Source organism: Myroides sp. C6-3, from assembly GCF_050522425.1.
Classification (GTDB): Bacteria; Bacteroidota; Bacteroidia; order Flavobacteriales; family Flavobacteriaceae; genus Flavobacterium.
This window is the reverse complement of the sequence record NZ_JBMVQP010000001.1, coordinates 70,338-87,756: the sequence shown is the minus strand read 5'-3', so window position 1 is coordinate 87,756 and position 17,419 is coordinate 70,338. Positions and strand designations below refer to the sequence as shown.

General features: G+C 37.3%; 14 protein-coding genes. 10 read left to right on the top strand and 4 right to left on the bottom strand.

Annotation, left to right across the window (positions count from 1 at the left end; all coding sequences use genetic code 11):
• Nucleotides 1-19 precede the first annotated feature (19 nt).
• A complete protein-coding gene (gene rsfS / locus ACPDG9_RS00430) occupies nucleotides 20-391 on the bottom strand; it encodes a ribosome silencing factor (RefSeq protein WP_158961357.1) in 372 nt (123 codons plus the stop codon).
• Between the two features lie 102 nt (nucleotides 392-493).
• Here rsfS and ACPDG9_RS00425 point away from each other — a divergent pair, with 102 nt between their 5' ends.
• Nucleotides 494-1,225, top strand: a complete 732-nt coding sequence (locus tag ACPDG9_RS00425) for a biotin--[acetyl-CoA-carboxylase] ligase (RefSeq protein WP_430525892.1) — start codon at nucleotides 494-496, stop codon at nucleotides 1,223-1,225.
• A 39-nt stretch (nucleotides 1,226-1,264) separates the two neighbouring features.
• Here the strand turns inward: ACPDG9_RS00425 and msrB are convergent, their stop codons facing one another.
• Both msrB and ACPDG9_RS00415 read right to left on the bottom strand, forming a co-directional pair.
• On the bottom strand, nucleotides 1,265-1,657 hold the full coding sequence (msrB, locus tag ACPDG9_RS00420; RefSeq protein WP_430525891.1) for a peptide-methionine (R)-S-oxide reductase MsrB: 393 nt from the start codon (nucleotides 1,655-1,657) through the stop codon (nucleotides 1,265-1,267).
• A 10-nt stretch (nucleotides 1,658-1,667) separates the two neighbouring features.
• Nucleotides 1,668-2,546: an alpha/beta hydrolase gene (locus tag ACPDG9_RS00415; RefSeq protein WP_430525890.1), complete on the bottom strand. Its 879-nt coding sequence runs from the start codon at nucleotides 2,544-2,546 to the stop codon at nucleotides 1,668-1,670.
• A gap of 160 nt (nucleotides 2,547-2,706) precedes the next feature.
• Here ACPDG9_RS00415 and ACPDG9_RS00410 point away from each other — a divergent pair, with 160 nt between their 5' ends.
• The 7 genes from ACPDG9_RS00410 (at nucleotide 2,707) to ACPDG9_RS00380 (ending at nucleotide 12,139) form a co-directional block, all read left to right on the top strand.
• Entirely contained in the window at nucleotides 2,707-3,519 is an 813-nt protein-coding gene (locus ACPDG9_RS00410; RefSeq protein WP_430525889.1) for a M48 family metalloprotease, read from the top strand.
• Nucleotides 3,520-3,589: 70 nt separating this feature from the next.
• On the top strand, nucleotides 3,590-4,891 hold the full coding sequence (locus ACPDG9_RS00405; protein ID WP_430525888.1) for an MFS transporter: 1,302 nt from the start codon (nucleotides 3,590-3,592) through the stop codon (nucleotides 4,889-4,891).
• A 93-nt stretch (nucleotides 4,892-4,984) separates the two neighbouring features.
• Nucleotides 4,985-5,992: a hypothetical protein gene (locus ACPDG9_RS00400; protein ID WP_430525887.1), complete on the top strand. Its 1,008-nt coding sequence runs from the start codon at nucleotides 4,985-4,987 to the stop codon at nucleotides 5,990-5,992.
• A gap of 189 nt (nucleotides 5,993-6,181) precedes the next feature.
• On the top strand, nucleotides 6,182-8,650 hold the full coding sequence (gene lon / locus ACPDG9_RS00395; protein ID WP_430525886.1) for an endopeptidase La: 2,469 nt from the start codon (nucleotides 6,182-6,184) through the stop codon (nucleotides 8,648-8,650).
• Nucleotides 8,651-9,007: 357 nt separating this feature from the next.
• The gene (gene porQ / locus ACPDG9_RS00390) at nucleotides 9,008-10,030 is read left to right on the top strand and encodes a type IX secretion system protein PorQ (RefSeq protein ID WP_430525885.1); all 1,023 of its coding nucleotides are present in this window, start codon (nucleotides 9,008-9,010) and stop codon (nucleotides 10,028-10,030) included.
• 17 nt (nucleotides 10,031-10,047) lie between these two features.
• Nucleotides 10,048-10,731 (top strand): (d)CMP kinase, encoded by a 684-nt coding sequence (gene cmk / locus ACPDG9_RS00385; protein WP_430525884.1) that lies wholly within the window; start codon nucleotides 10,048-10,050, stop codon nucleotides 10,729-10,731.
• A gap of 73 nt (nucleotides 10,732-10,804) precedes the next feature.
• Nucleotides 10,805-12,139, top strand: a complete 1,335-nt coding sequence (locus tag ACPDG9_RS00380) for an MFS transporter (protein ID WP_430525883.1) — start codon at nucleotides 10,805-10,807, stop codon at nucleotides 12,137-12,139.
• 85 nt (nucleotides 12,140-12,224) lie between these two features.
• Here ACPDG9_RS00380 and fumC read toward each other — a convergent pair whose 3' ends face one another.
• A complete protein-coding gene (gene fumC / locus ACPDG9_RS00375) occupies nucleotides 12,225-13,616 on the bottom strand; it encodes a class II fumarate hydratase (RefSeq protein WP_430525882.1) in 1,392 nt (463 codons plus the stop codon).
• Between the two features lie 146 nt (nucleotides 13,617-13,762).
• Here fumC and ACPDG9_RS00370 point away from each other — a divergent pair, with 146 nt between their 5' ends.
• Both ACPDG9_RS00370 and ACPDG9_RS00365 read left to right on the top strand, forming a co-directional pair.
• Nucleotides 13,763-13,939 carry a hypothetical protein gene (locus ACPDG9_RS00370; protein ID WP_182625717.1) on the top strand — a complete coding sequence of 59 codons (177 nt, stop codon included), beginning with the start codon at nucleotides 13,763-13,765 and terminating at the stop codon, nucleotides 13,937-13,939.
• A gap of 610 nt (nucleotides 13,940-14,549) precedes the next feature.
• Nucleotides 14,550-17,387 (top strand): TonB-dependent receptor, encoded by a 2,838-nt coding sequence (locus ACPDG9_RS00365; RefSeq protein ID WP_430525998.1) that lies wholly within the window; start codon nucleotides 14,550-14,552, stop codon nucleotides 17,385-17,387.
• The last annotated feature ends 32 nt before the right edge of the window (nucleotides 17,388-17,419 follow it).

The window sequence follows — 17,419 nt, the reverse complement described above, 5'->3', positions numbered from 1 at the left end:
GAAGAATAAATTTTAAGGTTTAATATTGGCTGTTGATATTTGTAATCTTTGCGTCTCCCCACAAGCTCTCTAGGTTGTAAAATTCACGAATCGATTTTTGGAATACGTGTACCACAACATTAACGTAGTCCATTAAAATCCATTCCGCATTTATTTCCCCTTCAACATGCCAAGGTTTGTCGTGTAATTCTTTTGATACAATTTTTTGAACTGAACCCGCGATCGCATTGACCTGCGTATTCGAATTTCCATCACATATAATGAAGTAATCACAAGGTGTGTTATCTATTTCTCTTAAATCTAAAATTGTTGTGTTTTCCCCTTTTACAGCTTCAATTCCTTTGATAATATTAGCAATCAATTCGTCGTTGTTGATAGTTTTGTTTGTCATTTATTGATTTTATCTAAATTTCTTCAAGTTAACAAAAATATGTTTCCTAATTTTGGGTTCAAATATAGTGAATCGCTTCTGATTAGACTACAATAATTTTATATGAATATTATCAAACTCGATGCCACGGCGTCTACAAACACCTATTTAAGGGAGATGTTAACAACTTGTGATTTAGAAAATTTCACCGTTGTTGTGGCGGAAAATCAATTTGCAGGTAAGGGACAACGCGGCTCTAGTTGGATGTCTGAAGCGGGTAGTAACCTGACGTTTAGTGTGTTGTTGAAAAATAAACCTACGTCGATTCAACGTGTTTTTGACTTAAATGTTATGGTTGCCTTGGCCGTTGTTCGCACCTTAAAAAAAATGTATGACCTGCCATTTTTTATCAAATGGCCAAATGACATTTTGTCTTGTACGAAGAAAATCTGTGGCATACTCATTGAGAATATTATCAAACACAAGGGGGAAGTATTCTCAATTGTGGGAATTGGGATCAACGTTAATCAAAAGAACTTTACCGCTATGAGCAAAGCAAGCTCACTCTCGGTCCTGCTTGCAAGACAGCTGAATAAAGAAGAACTCTTTCACGCGTTGTTGCAGGAGTTAGCTTTGGGATATCAGCAGTTGAGTGAGGAAAATAGTGTACCTATGTGGCAAGCGTATAAAACTCATCTATATCGAAAAGACAGAGTGTCTGCTTTTGAATTACCTCAAGGTGATCGCTTTAATGGAATAATAAGAGATGTAACGTCTTATGGGAAGTTAGTGATTGAGATGGAGGACACTACGAAAAGAGAATTTGATTTGAAAGAAGTAAAACTCTTGTATTAGTTCAAACAAGAAAATCCTTAGCTAGAACTAATACGTTGCCTACTTTTGATGCTTGATCGAAATTGAGTTTATGCAATAACGATGTCCTGTCGTTTCTTGTGGTCCATCAGGAAATACATGACCTAAATGGCCTTGACAATTGGAACAAACGACTTCCACACGAACCATTCCATGTGATAAATCTTTAATATAAGTTACACTTCCTTCTATGGCTTGGTCAAATGAAGGCCATCCACAATGTGAGTTGAACTTGGTGCTGGAGTCGAACAAAACTTGACTACAGCCTGAGCAAGCGTACTGTCCTTCTTCATAAAAGTCATTGTATTCTCCTGTAAAAGGTCGTTCTGTCCCTTTTTCTCTCAATACATAAAATTGTGCTGGTGTTAGTATTTCCTGCCATTCTTGCTCTGTTGTGTGTTTGTCTTTTTTCATGTTGTTGTACTTAGTTGTTTTCTTGTGTAAAGTCGCGAATGCGTTCGATTACCTTTTTGTCTCCTAATATCTTGCGGTGACCTAAACCTGTCGTTACCATCAACTGACTTGTCGGTGCGTGCTTTTTAATCTGATACGCCGCTTTAATGGGTACATCAATATCATCCTCATCATGCACGATTAACAAGGGAATGGTTAAGTGCTCTGCAGCCTTATGTACGCAGTAACTATCCATTGTGCGGTTGAATTGTTTTTCAAAACGCACTTTGATTATCTGTGCAATTGCAGGTTTGAGTTGAATTTGTTTCACAAAGTCTTCAATGACGTCTTGTACAACGTCTCCACTGCCAATGATAATTGCTTTCTTTGCCTGTAAACCATCGCGTAAAGCATTGATGGTTGTCATGCCTCCCAACGAGTGCCCAACCACAAGGTCAAAAGGACCAAATTGTTTTTCTATTTCAAAAGCAGAGGCGATAAATTCAGTCAAATTGGTTTTGGTTTTCGGTGAAAAACCATGACCAGGAGCGTCAAAACTCACAATGTCATAACCTTGTCTGATCAATATATGAGCAATAGTGACAAGCTGAGTGCCTCTGCCATTCCAACCGTGAATGAGCAACGCTTTTTTTGTTGCTTTTTTGTTGATTCCATATTCGTATACAACAATGTCTTTTTTGATGGTATTGACGTATAACTTCGTTCGTTTGCTTTTGGATAGCATTTCTTTTTCTCTTTTAGGCGTTTTGAATTTAATCGGTGTTATAAAGAGATTCTGTGCGAATTTTGCAGCGAGTGAAAGGGAGAAAAATTGTAAAAACTTCCCTGTCCAAATGATCGATTTAGGTACTTCTAGTGAGTGTTTTACCTTTTTTGTATTGTCTTGCATTATTTACCAACATTTCAAACAAAAGTACAAAATATATTGGGAGACTTTTTGAAGGATGCTTTTTTGTTTTTTTATGATGGGATCTAAATAGATAAAAACAAAAAGTCGATTTCATTTGTTAAACATAACAGAATAGTTTTAATTTTGATAAAAAAAAGGAATGAGAAAACTAGCTTTAACTTTAGGGGTTCTTCTATTGCTAAGTGGTTGTAAGACCAATCCGTTTAGTGGGAAGAGTACAATGGCATTTGTATCGGATGCTTCTTTATTTCCATCGTCTTTCCAGCAGTATGGAGCGTTCTTAAAAGAAAATAAAGTCGTTAAAGGAACGAAAGATGCAAAGCGAATTGAAGATATTGGAAACAAGATCCGCATAGCTGCCGAGAAGTGGTTGACGGCAAATGGTTATCCAAAGTACTTGGACGACTATCGTTGGGAGTATAATTTAGTCGATGACAAAGAGGTAAATGCCTGGTGTATGCCAGGGGGAAAGATTGTATTCTTTACTGGTATTTTACCAATTTGTCAAACGGATGCTGGAATTGCAACGGTTATGGGACATGAAGTTTCACATGCTTTGGCCAATCACGGTCAGCAGCGTATGAGTGCGGCAATGTTACAGCAGGCAGCAGCAGTTGGACTAGATGCAGCGACAGCAAATAGCAAAGGATCAACGAAGGAAGCCCTGGCTATGGCTTTTGGATTGGGAAGTCAATATGGAGTGATGTTGCCGTTTAGCCGTAGTAACGAAAGTGAAGCAGATAAAATCGGTTTAACTTTGATGGCTATTGCTGGGTATAATCCGGATGAAGCGGTAAACTTTTGGAGCCGAATGGCTGCAAATAGCGGCGATGGAGGAGGAGGAGCATCTTTTTTAAGTACGCACCCTTCCAATCAACAACGCATTGAAGATTTAAAGAAATTAATTCCTGCTGCCAAGGCAGAAGCTGCTAAATTTGGCGTGAACTTTTAAAATATACAGAAAAAAGCTACCCATAGAGGTAGCTTTTTTTTACTTTAGTAGCCCATTTAGAACCTGTAGAATGAAAAATTTTGAAAAGGGGAATGCCAAACTTTTAAATGCTTGGGCATTTTACGATTGGGCGAATTCAGTTTATCCGCTAGTGATATCATCTTCTATTTTCCCACTTTACTATGGAATGTTATTCAGAGCCAAAAAAATAGATCAGTATACTTTCTTCGGTGTTTCTATGAATAGCGAAAGTATTATTAGCTATATCACCGCTTTGGGGTTTTTAATCATTGCTTTTATTTCTCCACTATTATCGGGAATCGCAGATTATTTGGGTACTAAAAAGTTCTTCATGAAGCTCTTTTGTGGTATTGGCTCAGTTTCTTGTATGTTGTTGTATTTTTTTAGCCTAGACTATTTTGGATTGAGCTTGTTTATTTATATGATGGGATTAATTGGTTTTTGGGGAAGTTTAGTCTTCTATAATTCCTATTTACCTGACATTGCCTATGAAGAGCAACAAGATCGCATCAGCGCTAAAGGATACGCCTTGGGGTACGTGGGAAGTGTGGTCTTGTTAATTCTCAACTTAGCGTTGGTCATGAACGCCGAAAAATTAGGTTTTGACAACGGACAACAAGCTATGCGAATGTCTTTCATTTTAGTAGGAGTTTGGTGGATTGCGTTCAGCCAAATCACCTTTCGAAGATTACCTGATTTTAAAAATGACAAGAAACTGTCTAAGGGAATCGTATTTAAAGGATTTACAGAATTAAAGAAAGTCATGGTGCTCTTACAAGAACAACGCATACTAAAACGCTATTTAGTTGCGTTCTTTGTCTATAGCATGGCTGTGCAAACCGTGATGATTATTGCTGCTTTCTTTGGTGAAAAGGAAATTGCCTGGCAAGATGAACGACAGCGAAGCATGGGGCTTATCGTCAGTATTATGCTGATTCAACTCATTGCTATTGTCGGTGCATTTGCAACCTCTAGTTTGTCTAAGCGCATTGGTAACATTTATACACTTTGTGTTTTGAATGTTTTGTGGGTCTTTATTTGTATCTATGCGTATACCATTATTTCTCCAAATGAGTTTTACGTTGCGGCAGCTTTTGTTGGATTAGTGATGGGAGGAATTCAGTCCCTTTCTCGTTCTACGTACGCGAAGTTGTTGCCTGAAACTACAGATACCACTTCCTTTTTTAGTTTTTACGATGTAACAGAAAAAATAGGTATTGTCGTAGGAATGTCTATCTATGGACTAATTAGTGACTTAACAGGTAAAATGCAGAATGCGATTTTATTTCTTATTCTCTTTTTTATCGTTGGTTTTTTCTTATTATTGCGTGTAAACGAGAAGAAGAAATAAAATAGAGTATTTTTTGTTAAATATTTTTTGTTAAAAAAGTTTTAAAATCTATTAAAATATATATATTTGAATTTGTAATTAGAATATGAAATTATGAAGAGAATTTATTCGATATTGATGGGTATAAGCATCTTGACTGTTGGAGGTGGATTAGTGGCATCTTGTAGTAGTTCCGATAATAGTGACTTTTCAAGTGATCCAAATTATAAGGGACCAACATTTGTTTCTCTTACTTTGCCTGATACAACACGTATTGAAAAAGAAAATTTCATTGCCAAACTAGACGTCAATGGTGAATTTACTTTATTGTTGGATTGGATAGATGAGGGGAATGAAAAGTTTGAATTCAAAGTGTTGCGATTCCAAGAAGGTAATTTTCCAACGAATCTAAATCCGATGACTTATCTATTGAAAACAGGAGAAGGTTCTTATGATGCATTTAGTTCTTTGGATATGTTGGATCCAAAGAAAAACAATGGAATGATTAAAATTACAAAGATTGATAAAGAAGCAATGCTCGTAAGTGGTTCGTACAATAGTTTGGTAAATCCTTATCCTACAAATACAGCTTTATTGAGATCTTTTAATATATCAGGTGAATTCAAGAATATCCCATACAAAAGAGTAGGAGTACAAAGCGAATTCGGATTTGTATACGCTACGTTAGACAATAGAGAAATGAAAGACCTTTTGGTGGTGTCAAATCCACAAGGTGATATTCAAAATGGAAAAGTTGTGCTTAAAGCAGAAAGTTCATCTTTGCGCAAGAGAATTATTGAAATTAGCTTTCCAAAAGAAGCAGTTGTAGGCGCTTACGGTTACGATGATGTAGACGTAGTGTATACTTCAGAAAATGGAGTGAAGTACTACGCTGATGCAGAGGCTAAAGATTTAGGCGGAAGCTCATTTAAAATTGAAACTATCGAATCAAGTGGAATACAGGAAAGAACAATTTTTACAGGTAAGTTTTTGTTTAAATTAAAATCGAAAGATGGAAATGTTATTACGTTAGAATTTGGTGATTTTAGTGCAAACCTAAGGATGAAAGAATCGATAGTAACACCTGGTCCTGGAGATGGTAATGGTCCTATTGAATTATAATAGTGGACGACATAAAAAAACTGACATAAGACCTTGCTTTATGCAAGGTTTTTTTATGGCATAAAGATTGAACTACTACAGTAGTATGAAACTAGTTTGTAGCTATTTTTGTTGATTATTAATGACTTAGGGTTTTTGATGATGATTTTAGAATGAAGGCTACTGACAAAATGACGTGATATTTATAATATGGCAAACCAAAAAATAATAACATTAGATAATTTGATGCTTGATGATTTCTTAGATGGAGATTCTGAATTCATTCCTTTGTTAAGTCAAGAGGATGAAGAAGAAATGAACAATGAAGAGCTTCCTGTAGAATTGCCCATCTTGCCTTTACGCAATATGGTGCTATTTCCAGGTGTGGTTATTCCAATAACCGCAGGAAGAGATAAATCCATTAAGTTAATTGAAGCAGCAAATAAGAAAGGCAAAAGCATTGGAGTTGTAGCACAGATCAATGAAGATACAGAGGATCCTGGTATGAATGATATTCACCACCACGGAACAGTCGCGCGTATTATCAAAGTTCTCAAGTTGCCTGATGGTAATATAACGGTAATTTTACAAGGTAAAAAGCGATTTGAAATTGTGGAGATGATTGCTGAAAAACCGTATTTAACAGCTACTGTAAAAGAATGTGAGGAAATACGTCCAGAAGCGGATGATCCTGAGTTTTTAGCTGTTGTAGATTCAATCAAAGAACTCGCGGTTGAAATTATTAAAGAAAATCCCAATATTCCTACAGAAGCTTCTTTTGCAGTAAAGAATATTGAAAGTAATTCTTTCTTAATTAACTTTGTTTCATCTAATCTCAATCTAACGGTAGAAGATAAACAAAAACTGTTGCACATCAATAATCTAAACGAACGCGCGTATGAAACGTTGCGTCTAATGAATGTTGAATTGCAAAAATTACAACTGAAAAATACAATTCAGTCCAAAGTGCGTATTGATCTCGATCAGCAACAAAAAGAGTACTTCCTTCACCAGCAAATGAAAACGATTCAAGAAGAATTGGGTGGTTTTTCAAATGAGGAGGAATTCGAAGACATGCGCAAAAAAGCCAAAGATAAAAAGTGGAGCAAAGAGGTTCGAGAGCGTTTCGACAAAGAATTGATGAAATGGCAACGCATGAATCCCCAAGTAGCTGAGTTTGGTATTCAACGCAATTACCTTGAACTTTTGCTTGAGTTACCTTGGCAAAAATATTCAGAGGATAAGTTTGACCTCAAAAGATCTCAAAAGATATTAGACAAAGATCACTACGGGATCGAAGACGTGAAGAAAAGAGTATTAGAGCATATGGCTGTATTGAAACTGCGCAATGACTTGAAAGCTCCTATTTTGTGTTTATATGGACCTCCAGGGGTGGGTAAAACATCTATCGGAAAGTCTATTGCTAAAGCATTAGGGCGTGAATATATCCGAATTTCTTTGGGTGGCTTACGCGATGAAGCAGAAATCAGAGGACACAGAAAAACGTATATCGGTGCGATGCCAGGGCGTATCATTCAAAGTTTGAAAAAAGCTGGAACATCAAACCCTGTTTTTTTATTAGATGAAATTGATAAATTATCGGTTAGTAATACGGGAGACCCATCTTCTGCTTTGCTAGAGGTATTAGATCCCGAACAAAACAGCGATTTTTATGACAACTTCCTTGAAATGGGATATGATTTGTCTAAAGTAATGTTTATCGCTACTTCAAATAGTTTGTCAACCATTCAGCCTGCGTTGAGAGACCGTATGGAAATCATTGAAATGACGGGCTATACTATTGAAGAAAAAGTAGAAATCGGTAGGCAACACTTGTTGCCCAAACAAGTAGAAGAACACGGACTTACTGCTAAGGATTTAGTGATCGGTAAAAAACAAATGGAGTTTATCGTAACGCATTACACACGTGAGTCTGGGGTACGTGGATTAAATAAACAGCTAGCTCATGTAGCTAGAGGTATTGCTAAAAAGATTGTTTTAGAAGAAGAGTTTAATCCTAAAGTGACAGAAGAAGATATTCGAAAAATATTAGGTACTCCTCGATTTGAGGCTGATAAATACGAAAATAACGACGTTGCAGGTGTGGTTACAGGTTTAGCTTGGACTAGCGTTGGTGGAGATATCTTATATATTGAATCTATTATTTCGAAAGGGAAAGGAGGTTTGAGTATTACAGGTAATTTAGGTACTGTGATGAAAGAATCAGCAACAATCGCTTTGGAATACATCAAAGCACATGCTGATGAATGGGGAATCGCCGCAGATGTATTTGAACATTATAAAATCCATATTCACGTTCCTGAAGGAGCTACGCCAAAAGATGGACCAAGTGCAGGTATTACCATGCTAACATCTATGGTTTCTTCATTTACTCAGCGAAAAGTGAAGAAAAATTTAGCAATGACCGGAGAGATTACCCTAAGAGGAAAAGTATTACCTGTTGGTGGAATTAAAGAAAAAATCTTGGCGGCAAAACGAGCTAATATCAAAGAAATTATCTTGTGTAAAGAGAATAGAAAGGATATTGAAGAAATTAAAGACGACTATGTAAAAGGCTTGAGCTTTCATTATGTTGATCGTATGGATGAAGTTTTGAAAATAGCCCTTTTAGACGAAAAAGTAAAAAAAGCAAAACAGTTTAGGGTAGAGAAAGCGTAACTTTACACTAGGTGTATAAACAAAATAAAAGAGGGTGTCCCAAAAGGTCACCCTTTGTTATTTGCTCTTTGTGAAGTTGTCCATGCTCTACAAAGAGCAAATAGAATCGTAGATTCATCGAATACGAAAATAAAATATTAACCTAATGAGCTAAATATTAACCAAGGAGATAAACTTCACGATGAGCAAACCTCACAAAACACAAACCTCACAAAACACAAACCTCACAAAGCACAAACCTCACAAAGCACAAACCTCACAAAGCACAAACCTCACAAAGCACAAACCTCACGCTGAACAAACTTTTACAATTGTTTTTGAAAATGTAATATATTAGCGACGTAATACAAACGTCTCATGAGGAATTCAATATCGTGGATAGGCTTGACCGTGATCTGCTTGCTATCGTTTAAATCCTATAGCCAAGTAGGGGCTGATTATACCTATCAGTTTTTGAATTTGCCTTCATCACCTGTTCAGGCGGCTTTAGGCGGGAAAAATTTCACTTCTTCCACTAATGTAAGTCAAGCATTTTGGAATCCTGCTTTGATTAATGAAGGCATGAACAACCAACTCGAGGCGAGTTTTAGTCGGGTGTATGGCGCTGCCAATTATGGTTCTTTGGGCTATTCCAAGACTTTTCGATCCAAACACAACCTCTTTGTAGGAGTCAATTATCTCAACTATGGCGATATGGAAGGATATGACGAATTTGGTAGCTATACAGGTAGTTTTCAAGGGAATGAAGTAGCTCTGACGATGGGATCTTCCTATCAAATAGAGCAGTCAGATTGGTATGTTGGAGCAAATGTAAAATTCGTTTTTTCGGCTTTAGAGTCGTATCAATCGATTGGTGCTGCGATAGACCTAGGTGTGCGCTATAGAGACGAAATCGGACAATGGGATTTTGCCTTCACTGCCCGTAATCTGGGAGCTCAGCTAAAGACCTATGCAGATTATCGAGAAAAATTACCATTAGATGTTGCAATTTCTGTTTCGAAAGAATTAGAAAACGTACCTTTGCGTTGGCACATTACAATAGATAATTTACAACAATGGGATTTGTCCTTTTCAAACCCCAATAGGGGAACTACGTCTATAGACGAAGAATTCAAAGAAGAAAAGGTCCGTTTTTTTAATAATGCCCTTAGGCATTTCATTGTTGGAGTAGAACTTTTTCCCAGAAAGAAGTTCCAAGTCCGTTTGGGCTATAACTTCAGAAAGGGGGAAGAATTGCGAATCGTCGACAATAGGCATTTCGCTGGAATCTCTGCGGGCGTTGGTTTACAACTCAAACGCTTTAAATTCAACTATTCTTATGCACGCCAAACCACAGCAGCAAACACAAGTATGTTTGGTGTTTGTTTTGATATGAATTAATTGTAAATTTTTCAAATTTGAAAAAGATAACTATAGCAATTGACGGTTTTTCTTCTACAGGAAAAAGTACGTTAGCAAAAGCATTGGCCAAGTCATTGGGGTATATCTATATTGACACGGGTGCAATGTATCGTGCAGTGACGCTTTTTGCCATGCGCAAAGGACTGATCTCAACCAAAAGTTTTGATCAAGCTCGATTAGTGGAGCTGTTAGATACTTTTGATGTTCACTTTGAATACAATGTATCCAAAGGGTATGCCGATATTTATTTAAATAATGAAAATGTAGAAGAACTCATCCGTACACTTGAGGTGTCGCAATTTGTAAGTCAAATCGCTGCTGTATCGGAAGTGAGAAGAAAATTAGTTGAACAACAACAAAACCTGGGTAAAGCTAAAGGTGTTGTGATGGATGGTAGGGATATCGGAACAGTTGTTTTCCCTGATGCAGAGCTGAAAATATTTATGACTGCTTCACCAGAAATTCGCGCAGAAAGACGCTTTAAAGAACTAAAAGAAAAGAATGACCAGGTCGAATACGAAGAAGTTTTCCGCAATGTAGTGGAAAGAGATCAAATCGACACTGCCAGAGAAGATTCTCCTCTAGTAAAAGCAACAGATGCTATTGAAATTGATAATTCAGATTTATCGAGAGAAGAGCAATTTGATTTAATCCTCCAATTAGTAAAAGAAAGAATTTAAAAACGATGGACGGAAATAATCAAGAAGGAAATCCCAATGCTGTTTATTTCCATACACTATACACCATAGAATTATGAATGTGAAATTAAAACTTACGTTTATGAACTTCCTCGAATTTGCTGTTTGGGGAGCTTATTTAACGTCAATGGGAAACTATTTAGGATCTATAGGATTAGGACCTAAAATTGGTTCGTTTTATGCTATGCAGGGAATTGTGTCTATCTTCATGCCTGCAATCATGGGAATCGTAGCAGATCGCTGGATTCCTGTACAACGTTTATTGGGAATTAACCACTTGTTAGCCGCTCTTTTTATGTTTGCTACAGGATATTATGGTTATGTATCGGGAGAACATGTAGATTTTACTACCATTTTTACCCTGTACACCATTAGTGTAGCTTTCTTTATGCCAACGATCGCCCTTTCCAATTCTACAGCGTACACGGTGTTAAAACAAAATCAATTGGATGTAATTAAAGCTTTTCCACCCATTCGAACATTTGGAACCATTGGTTTTATCATCGCCATGTTGTTTGTAAACTTCTTTGGATATACGGAAGGAGTTCTTGGTTTTAACTTTAGTAGTAGTCCTAGCTTTATTAGTTTCCAACAAGATTATCACCAGTTTTATGTATCTGGATTTTTAGGGGTAATTCTGTTTTTATACAGCTTTGCTTTGCCGAATTGTCCAGTGAATAAAACAAGTGAAAAACGCAGTTTAGCAGATGCCTTTGGCTTAAAAGCCTTTGCTTTGTTCAAGCAAAAGAAAATGGCGATTTTCTTTATTTTCTCTATGCTATTAGGGGTATCACTGCAAATCACCAATGGATATGCTAATCCTTTCATAACTACGTTTAAACAAATTCCTGAATATGCAAGTACTTGGGGAGCAAGTAATGCCAATGCCTTAATCTCGCTTTCTCAAATTTCAGAGACCCTGTGTATTTTATTGATTCCGTTCTTCTTGAAGCGCTTTGGAATTAAAGTGGTTATGTTGATGTCGATGATTGCATGGGTATTGCGCTTTGGCTTATTCGGATTAGGAGACCCAGGAAATGGAGTTTGGATGTTTATCTTATCGATGATCGTATACGGTATCGCTTTTGACTTCTTCAATGTATCGGGGTCTTTATATGTAGATAATGAAACGAGTGAAGATATTCGCTCTTCTGCTCAAGGGGTATTCATGATGATGACCAATGGGTTTGGTGCAACCATCGGGATGTTCTTGGCTCAAGCTGTGGTGAATCACTACGTATACAGCCAAGAAGATTTAATACTTCAAGTAGAAGGATGGCGACATTCATGGATAATCTTCGCCTTGTTCTCTTTAGTGGTAACGATTTTATTTGCGATTGTCTTTAAATACAAGCACAAACCGGAAGATGTAGAACACCTTTCGCATTAATAAAAAAAAGCAGTAGAAAGAAATCTACTGCTTTTTTCGTTTTTAATTAAAATAGTTTCTATAACGGTTAACAGTTAACCGTAAACTAATTCCCGATCATTTTCTTTGGATCTACCCAAAGATCAAAATCTTCTGGCGTTACATAGCCCAGACGAACAGCCTCTTCTTTTAAGGTTGTGCCATTGGCATGAGCCGTTTGTGCAATTTCAGCAGCTTTGTAATAACCAATTTTAGTATTGAGCGCCGTTACGAGCATTAAGGAGTTATCAACGAGTTCTTGAATGCGTTTGTGGTTAGGTTCAATACCTTGTGCACAATGTTCATCAAAAGACACACAAGCATCTCCAATTAATTTAGCGGATTGAATAAAGTTAGCTGCCATCACAGGTTTGAATACATTCAATTCATATTGCCCTTGCGTACCACTAAAGGAAATAGTTACATCGTTCCCCAATACTTGAGCAGCCACCATCGTTAAAGCCTCACATTGGGTTGGATTTACCTTACCAGGCATAATAGAAGATCCTGGTTCATTGGCAGGGATAATAATCTCACCAATTCCAGAACGAGGACCAGAAGCCAACATGCGGATGTCATTGGCAATTTTGTATAAGGAAACTGCTAATTGCTTTAAGGCACCATGCGTTTCTACAATGGCATCGTGAGCCGCTAGTGCTTCAAATTTATTTGGAGCCGTTACAAAAGGCAATTTGGTAAAATCTGCGATGTGTTTGGCAACCACCACATCGTAATTTACCGGTGTGTTTAATCCCGTGCCTACTGCTGTTCCACCTAAGGCTAATTCCGCTAAGTGTGGCAACGTATTTTGGAGCGCTTTTAAGCCGTGTTCTAACTGAGCAACATAACCGGAGATTTCTTGCCCTAACGTTAGAGGCGTCGCATCCATTAAGTGGGTACGTCCAATTTTTACCACGTCTTTGTATTCCTTCGCTTTTATAGCTAACGTGTTTTTTAATTGCGTCACCCCAGGAATTGTCGATTCGATCACTGCTTTGTAAGCCGCAATATGCATAGCCGTAGGGTAGGTGTCATTGGAAGATTGAGATTTGTTTACATCGTCATTGGCTTTCAATACAGCTTCTCCCTCGCCAATGCCAAAACCAGCCAATACTTGTGCGCGATTAGCAATCACCTCATTGATATTCATATTGGATTGCGTACCTGAACCCGTTTGCCAAATTACCAAAGGAAATTGATCATCCAGTTTTCCTGCAATAATCTCCTCGCATACTTGTGCAATCGCATCTCGTTTCTCTTGGCTCAATACTTTTAAATCAAAATTGGCATAAGCAGCTGCTTTTTTCAAATAGGCAAAAGCCTCAATAATCTCATGCGGCATTGAGGCTTCAGGGCCAATCTTAAAGTTATTTCTCGAACGTTCCGTTTGTGCGCCCCAATACTTGTCTTTGGGTACTTGAACTTCCCCAAGGGTGTCTTTCTCTATTCTATAGTCCATGATGTGATTTGTATTTAAAATTACCTTAAAGATACTGAATTATTTAGTTTGATTCTAAAGAAGGGGTAAAATAAAATAGGAGGTATTGTCATATCGAGAAAAGGATGTATATTTGGGACGTATACAAAAAAAAAATCCGGAATAAAATGTTTGAATTTCAACAGTATTTAGGTTTCATCGTAGCCATGACCGTTATTACAATGGCATTTTGGCTTTTAATATTCTTGATTGGTTTCGCTTGCTACTGGGCAACTGGAGGTACAATTGAGTTCTTAAAAGAGAAGAAAGCTAAAAAACAACAGTTAGAAGAAAGTCAAATGTAGAATTTGATTTTACGAGATAAAAGAGGTTATGTGATGCATAGCCTCTTTTTTGTTTATAAGTATCGGTGAGGTGTTTGAATAGGTCAAAATAAAAGTGATCATCTTTTAGATGAGACGATGAGATGTTAGGCGTTTGAATAGCTTAAAACAAAGAGGGCTGTTTTTAATCGATTTTCCTACTCAAAAAGCAACATTCAACTAATTGCTTCAAAACAAGAAGTGATCCTAGATAGCCCTTCCTTAATATGAGTCAAATATACCTTCATGGACTCATTATGGACTCATCTTAAACAAATTATGTCTCGTCCTACTGTAACTGTACAACCATACGTGCTAATTCTATTCTTTATTGTAGCGCTTTTCAAAAAATAGCGCAAACTTATACTAAGTATTACTATCCTTTAGTAAGTTAAGGATTAAAAACGGTCAGCAGTATTTAGGGGTGTTCAGCAGACAACGAACAACCCACAACGAACAACTAACATTCCCTTAAAAAGACAACCTATTCTTTAACACAATAAACAAAACCGAAACGCAATCATAACAATATAGAAACACTCTTTCGTAGGGGTAAGGGTAAGTTTGCCTAAAACAATTCAATGTTATTATGATGAAAGTAAAATACTTATTTTTATTTTTTACCCTTTGTTTGGCATGGACCTTACAGGCGCAAAATGCAGAGAAAAAACACGGTATTGTATCTGGGCGTGTAATTGATGCAACAGATAAAAGCTCACTACCAGGAGCGGCTGTGTTACTAAATAATGGAAAACAATATACCATTAGTGATACCAATGGTTACTTTGAATTTTTAAACATACCAGGGGGAGATTATACCTTATCTGTTAGTTATATGGGATACGCTCCCATCGAACAGACTGTAGCGGTAACAGCTGGACAAAATACCGTAGTTAACCTAAGTTTGACTACCGATATTCAAACGTTGGAGGGAATTGTCATTATTGGCGATCGCTTAAAAGGACAAGCAAAAGCGTTGAATCAGCAGAAGAACAACGCCAATGTAACCAATGTCATTTCCGCAGATCAAGTAGGGCGTTTTCCCGACTCGAATATTGGAGATGCACTAAAACGCGTACCGGGAATTACTATGCAAAACGACCAAGGTGAAGCACGTAATATCGTAATAAGAGGATTGGCATCTAGCTTAAACTCAGTGACGTTAAATGGAGACCGAATTCCTTCAGCTGAAGGAGATAACCGCAATGTGCAGATGGATTTAATTCCATCGGATATGATTTCTTCTATTGAAGTAAATAAAACCTTAACCCCAGATATGGATGCCGATGCTATTGGAGGATCAGTTGATTTAATTACACGTGCATCGCCCTATGGAGAGCGTATCTCTGCAACAGTAGCTGGAGGATATAACCCGATTCGAGAAAAGGGAAATTACATTGGAAGTTTCGTTTACGGCAATCGCTTTCTTGATTCAAAATTCGGAATGATTTTAAGTGGGTCCTATAACAACAATAACTTTGGATCTGATAACGTAGAAGCTGTTTGGGATCAAGACGAACACAACAACGTTTACATCAGTGAGTACGATATTAGAAAATACGATGTACAACGTGTACGTCGTAGTTTCTCGGGAGCTTTTGACTACAAAATTAACGAAAACCATACGATTTATGCCAGTGCGATCTACAACTGGAGAGACGATAGAGAAAATCGATACCGTGTGCGTTATAGAGGAATTACACCTGAGTACAATACAGAAAACAACATCATAGGGTATAAAGGTGATATTCGAAGAGAGACAAAAGGCGGAATCGACAATAGTCGCAATAAAAACACCCGTTTGGAAGATCAACGCGTACAAAATTACGCCTTAAGTGGTACGCATTTATGGTCGAGTAATTTAGATATGGATTGGTCTGTGAATTACGCTCGTGCATCAGAGGACAGACCTGGTGAGCGTTATTTAGATTTTCAGAATAAAAAAGTAGCGATGGTAGAGGATTTATCGGATGGCAATTTCCCTTTACTCACTGCTGCAAAGGATACACCTGAAAATTTTAGCTTTAGAAAATTAACGGAAAATCACAATTTCACGAAAGACAGTGAGTTTGGAGCTAAATTAAACTTCCGAATTCCATTTTCTGTAATTGAGGATCAAAAAGGGCGTTTGCGCTTTGGTGGACGCTTGCGTTTAAAAGACAAAAAACGCGATAATATGTTCTATGAATATACGCCAATCGCACCGAATGCAATTGGAGGATTAGCTGAAGTACCACACCATTTTTATGAAGGAACAAATTTTCAAGCAGGAAGTAGATATGTACCTGGATATTTTGCTTCTAATCAGTATTTAGGAGGATTGGATGTAAACAACGCTAGCTTATTTGAAAAAGAAGCTAAACCAGAAGAGTATTTAGCACTAAACTACAAGGCGAAAGAAAAAATATACGCGGGCTACATTCGTTGGGACCAAGATTTTAACGAGAATGTATCGATGATTGTAGGGGCACGTGTGGAGCACACCAGTATTGATTATACTGGAAATCACATTGTAGACGAAAGTGATTTAGTGGGAGAAGTAAACAACACCAACAGCTATACCAATGTAATGCCTAGCTTGACGTTTAAATATCAAACGGATAGTGATTGGATTTATAGAGCAGCTTTTACTACTGCCTTAGCCAGACCTGATTACTACGCTTTAGCCCCTTATATTAGTGTAGTGTCTCAAGACAATGCAATTGCAGCAGGTAATCCTGATTTGAAAGCAACGTATGCTTATAACTTTGACTTAATGGCAGAAAAATACTTCCAGTCTGTGGGGATGTTTTCTGCGGGTGTGTTTTACAAAAACTTAAATGACTTTATCTATACGTATCATTCGGGATCTTTTACTCAAGATCATTTTAATGCGGCTTTTCCAGATCAAGTAAACCCAATCAAGGCAGGTGAGAACTGGAAATTTACTCAACAACGCAATGGAGATCAAGTGAATTTATTCGGTGTTGAGGTTGCTTTTCAACGACAATTAGATTTTATTCCAGGTAAGTTTTTCAAAGGGTTGGGAATCTATGTAAACTATACCTACACACATTCAGAAGCGAAGGGAATTACCAATGCAGATGGAGAACTGAGAAAAAATATGGAATTACCTGGATCAGCTCCTCATATGTTTAATGGGTCACTTTCATGGGAAAATGAGCGCTTCTCTGCACGTGTTTCCTTGAATTACGCTTCGGATTATTTGGATGCATTAGGTGGAAATAGCTTTGAAGATAGCTACTATGACAAACAATTGTTTGTAGATGCCAATGCGTCATATAAAATCACCTCGTATTTACGTGTATTCGCCGAAGCCAATAACTTGACTAATCAACCGTTGAGATACTATCAAGGCGTAAGTAATCGCGTGATGCAAATGGAATACTACCAACCTAAGTTTACCTTAGGCGTTAAATTTGATTTATAATACTAATGATACACTATAAAAAATACAGCGAA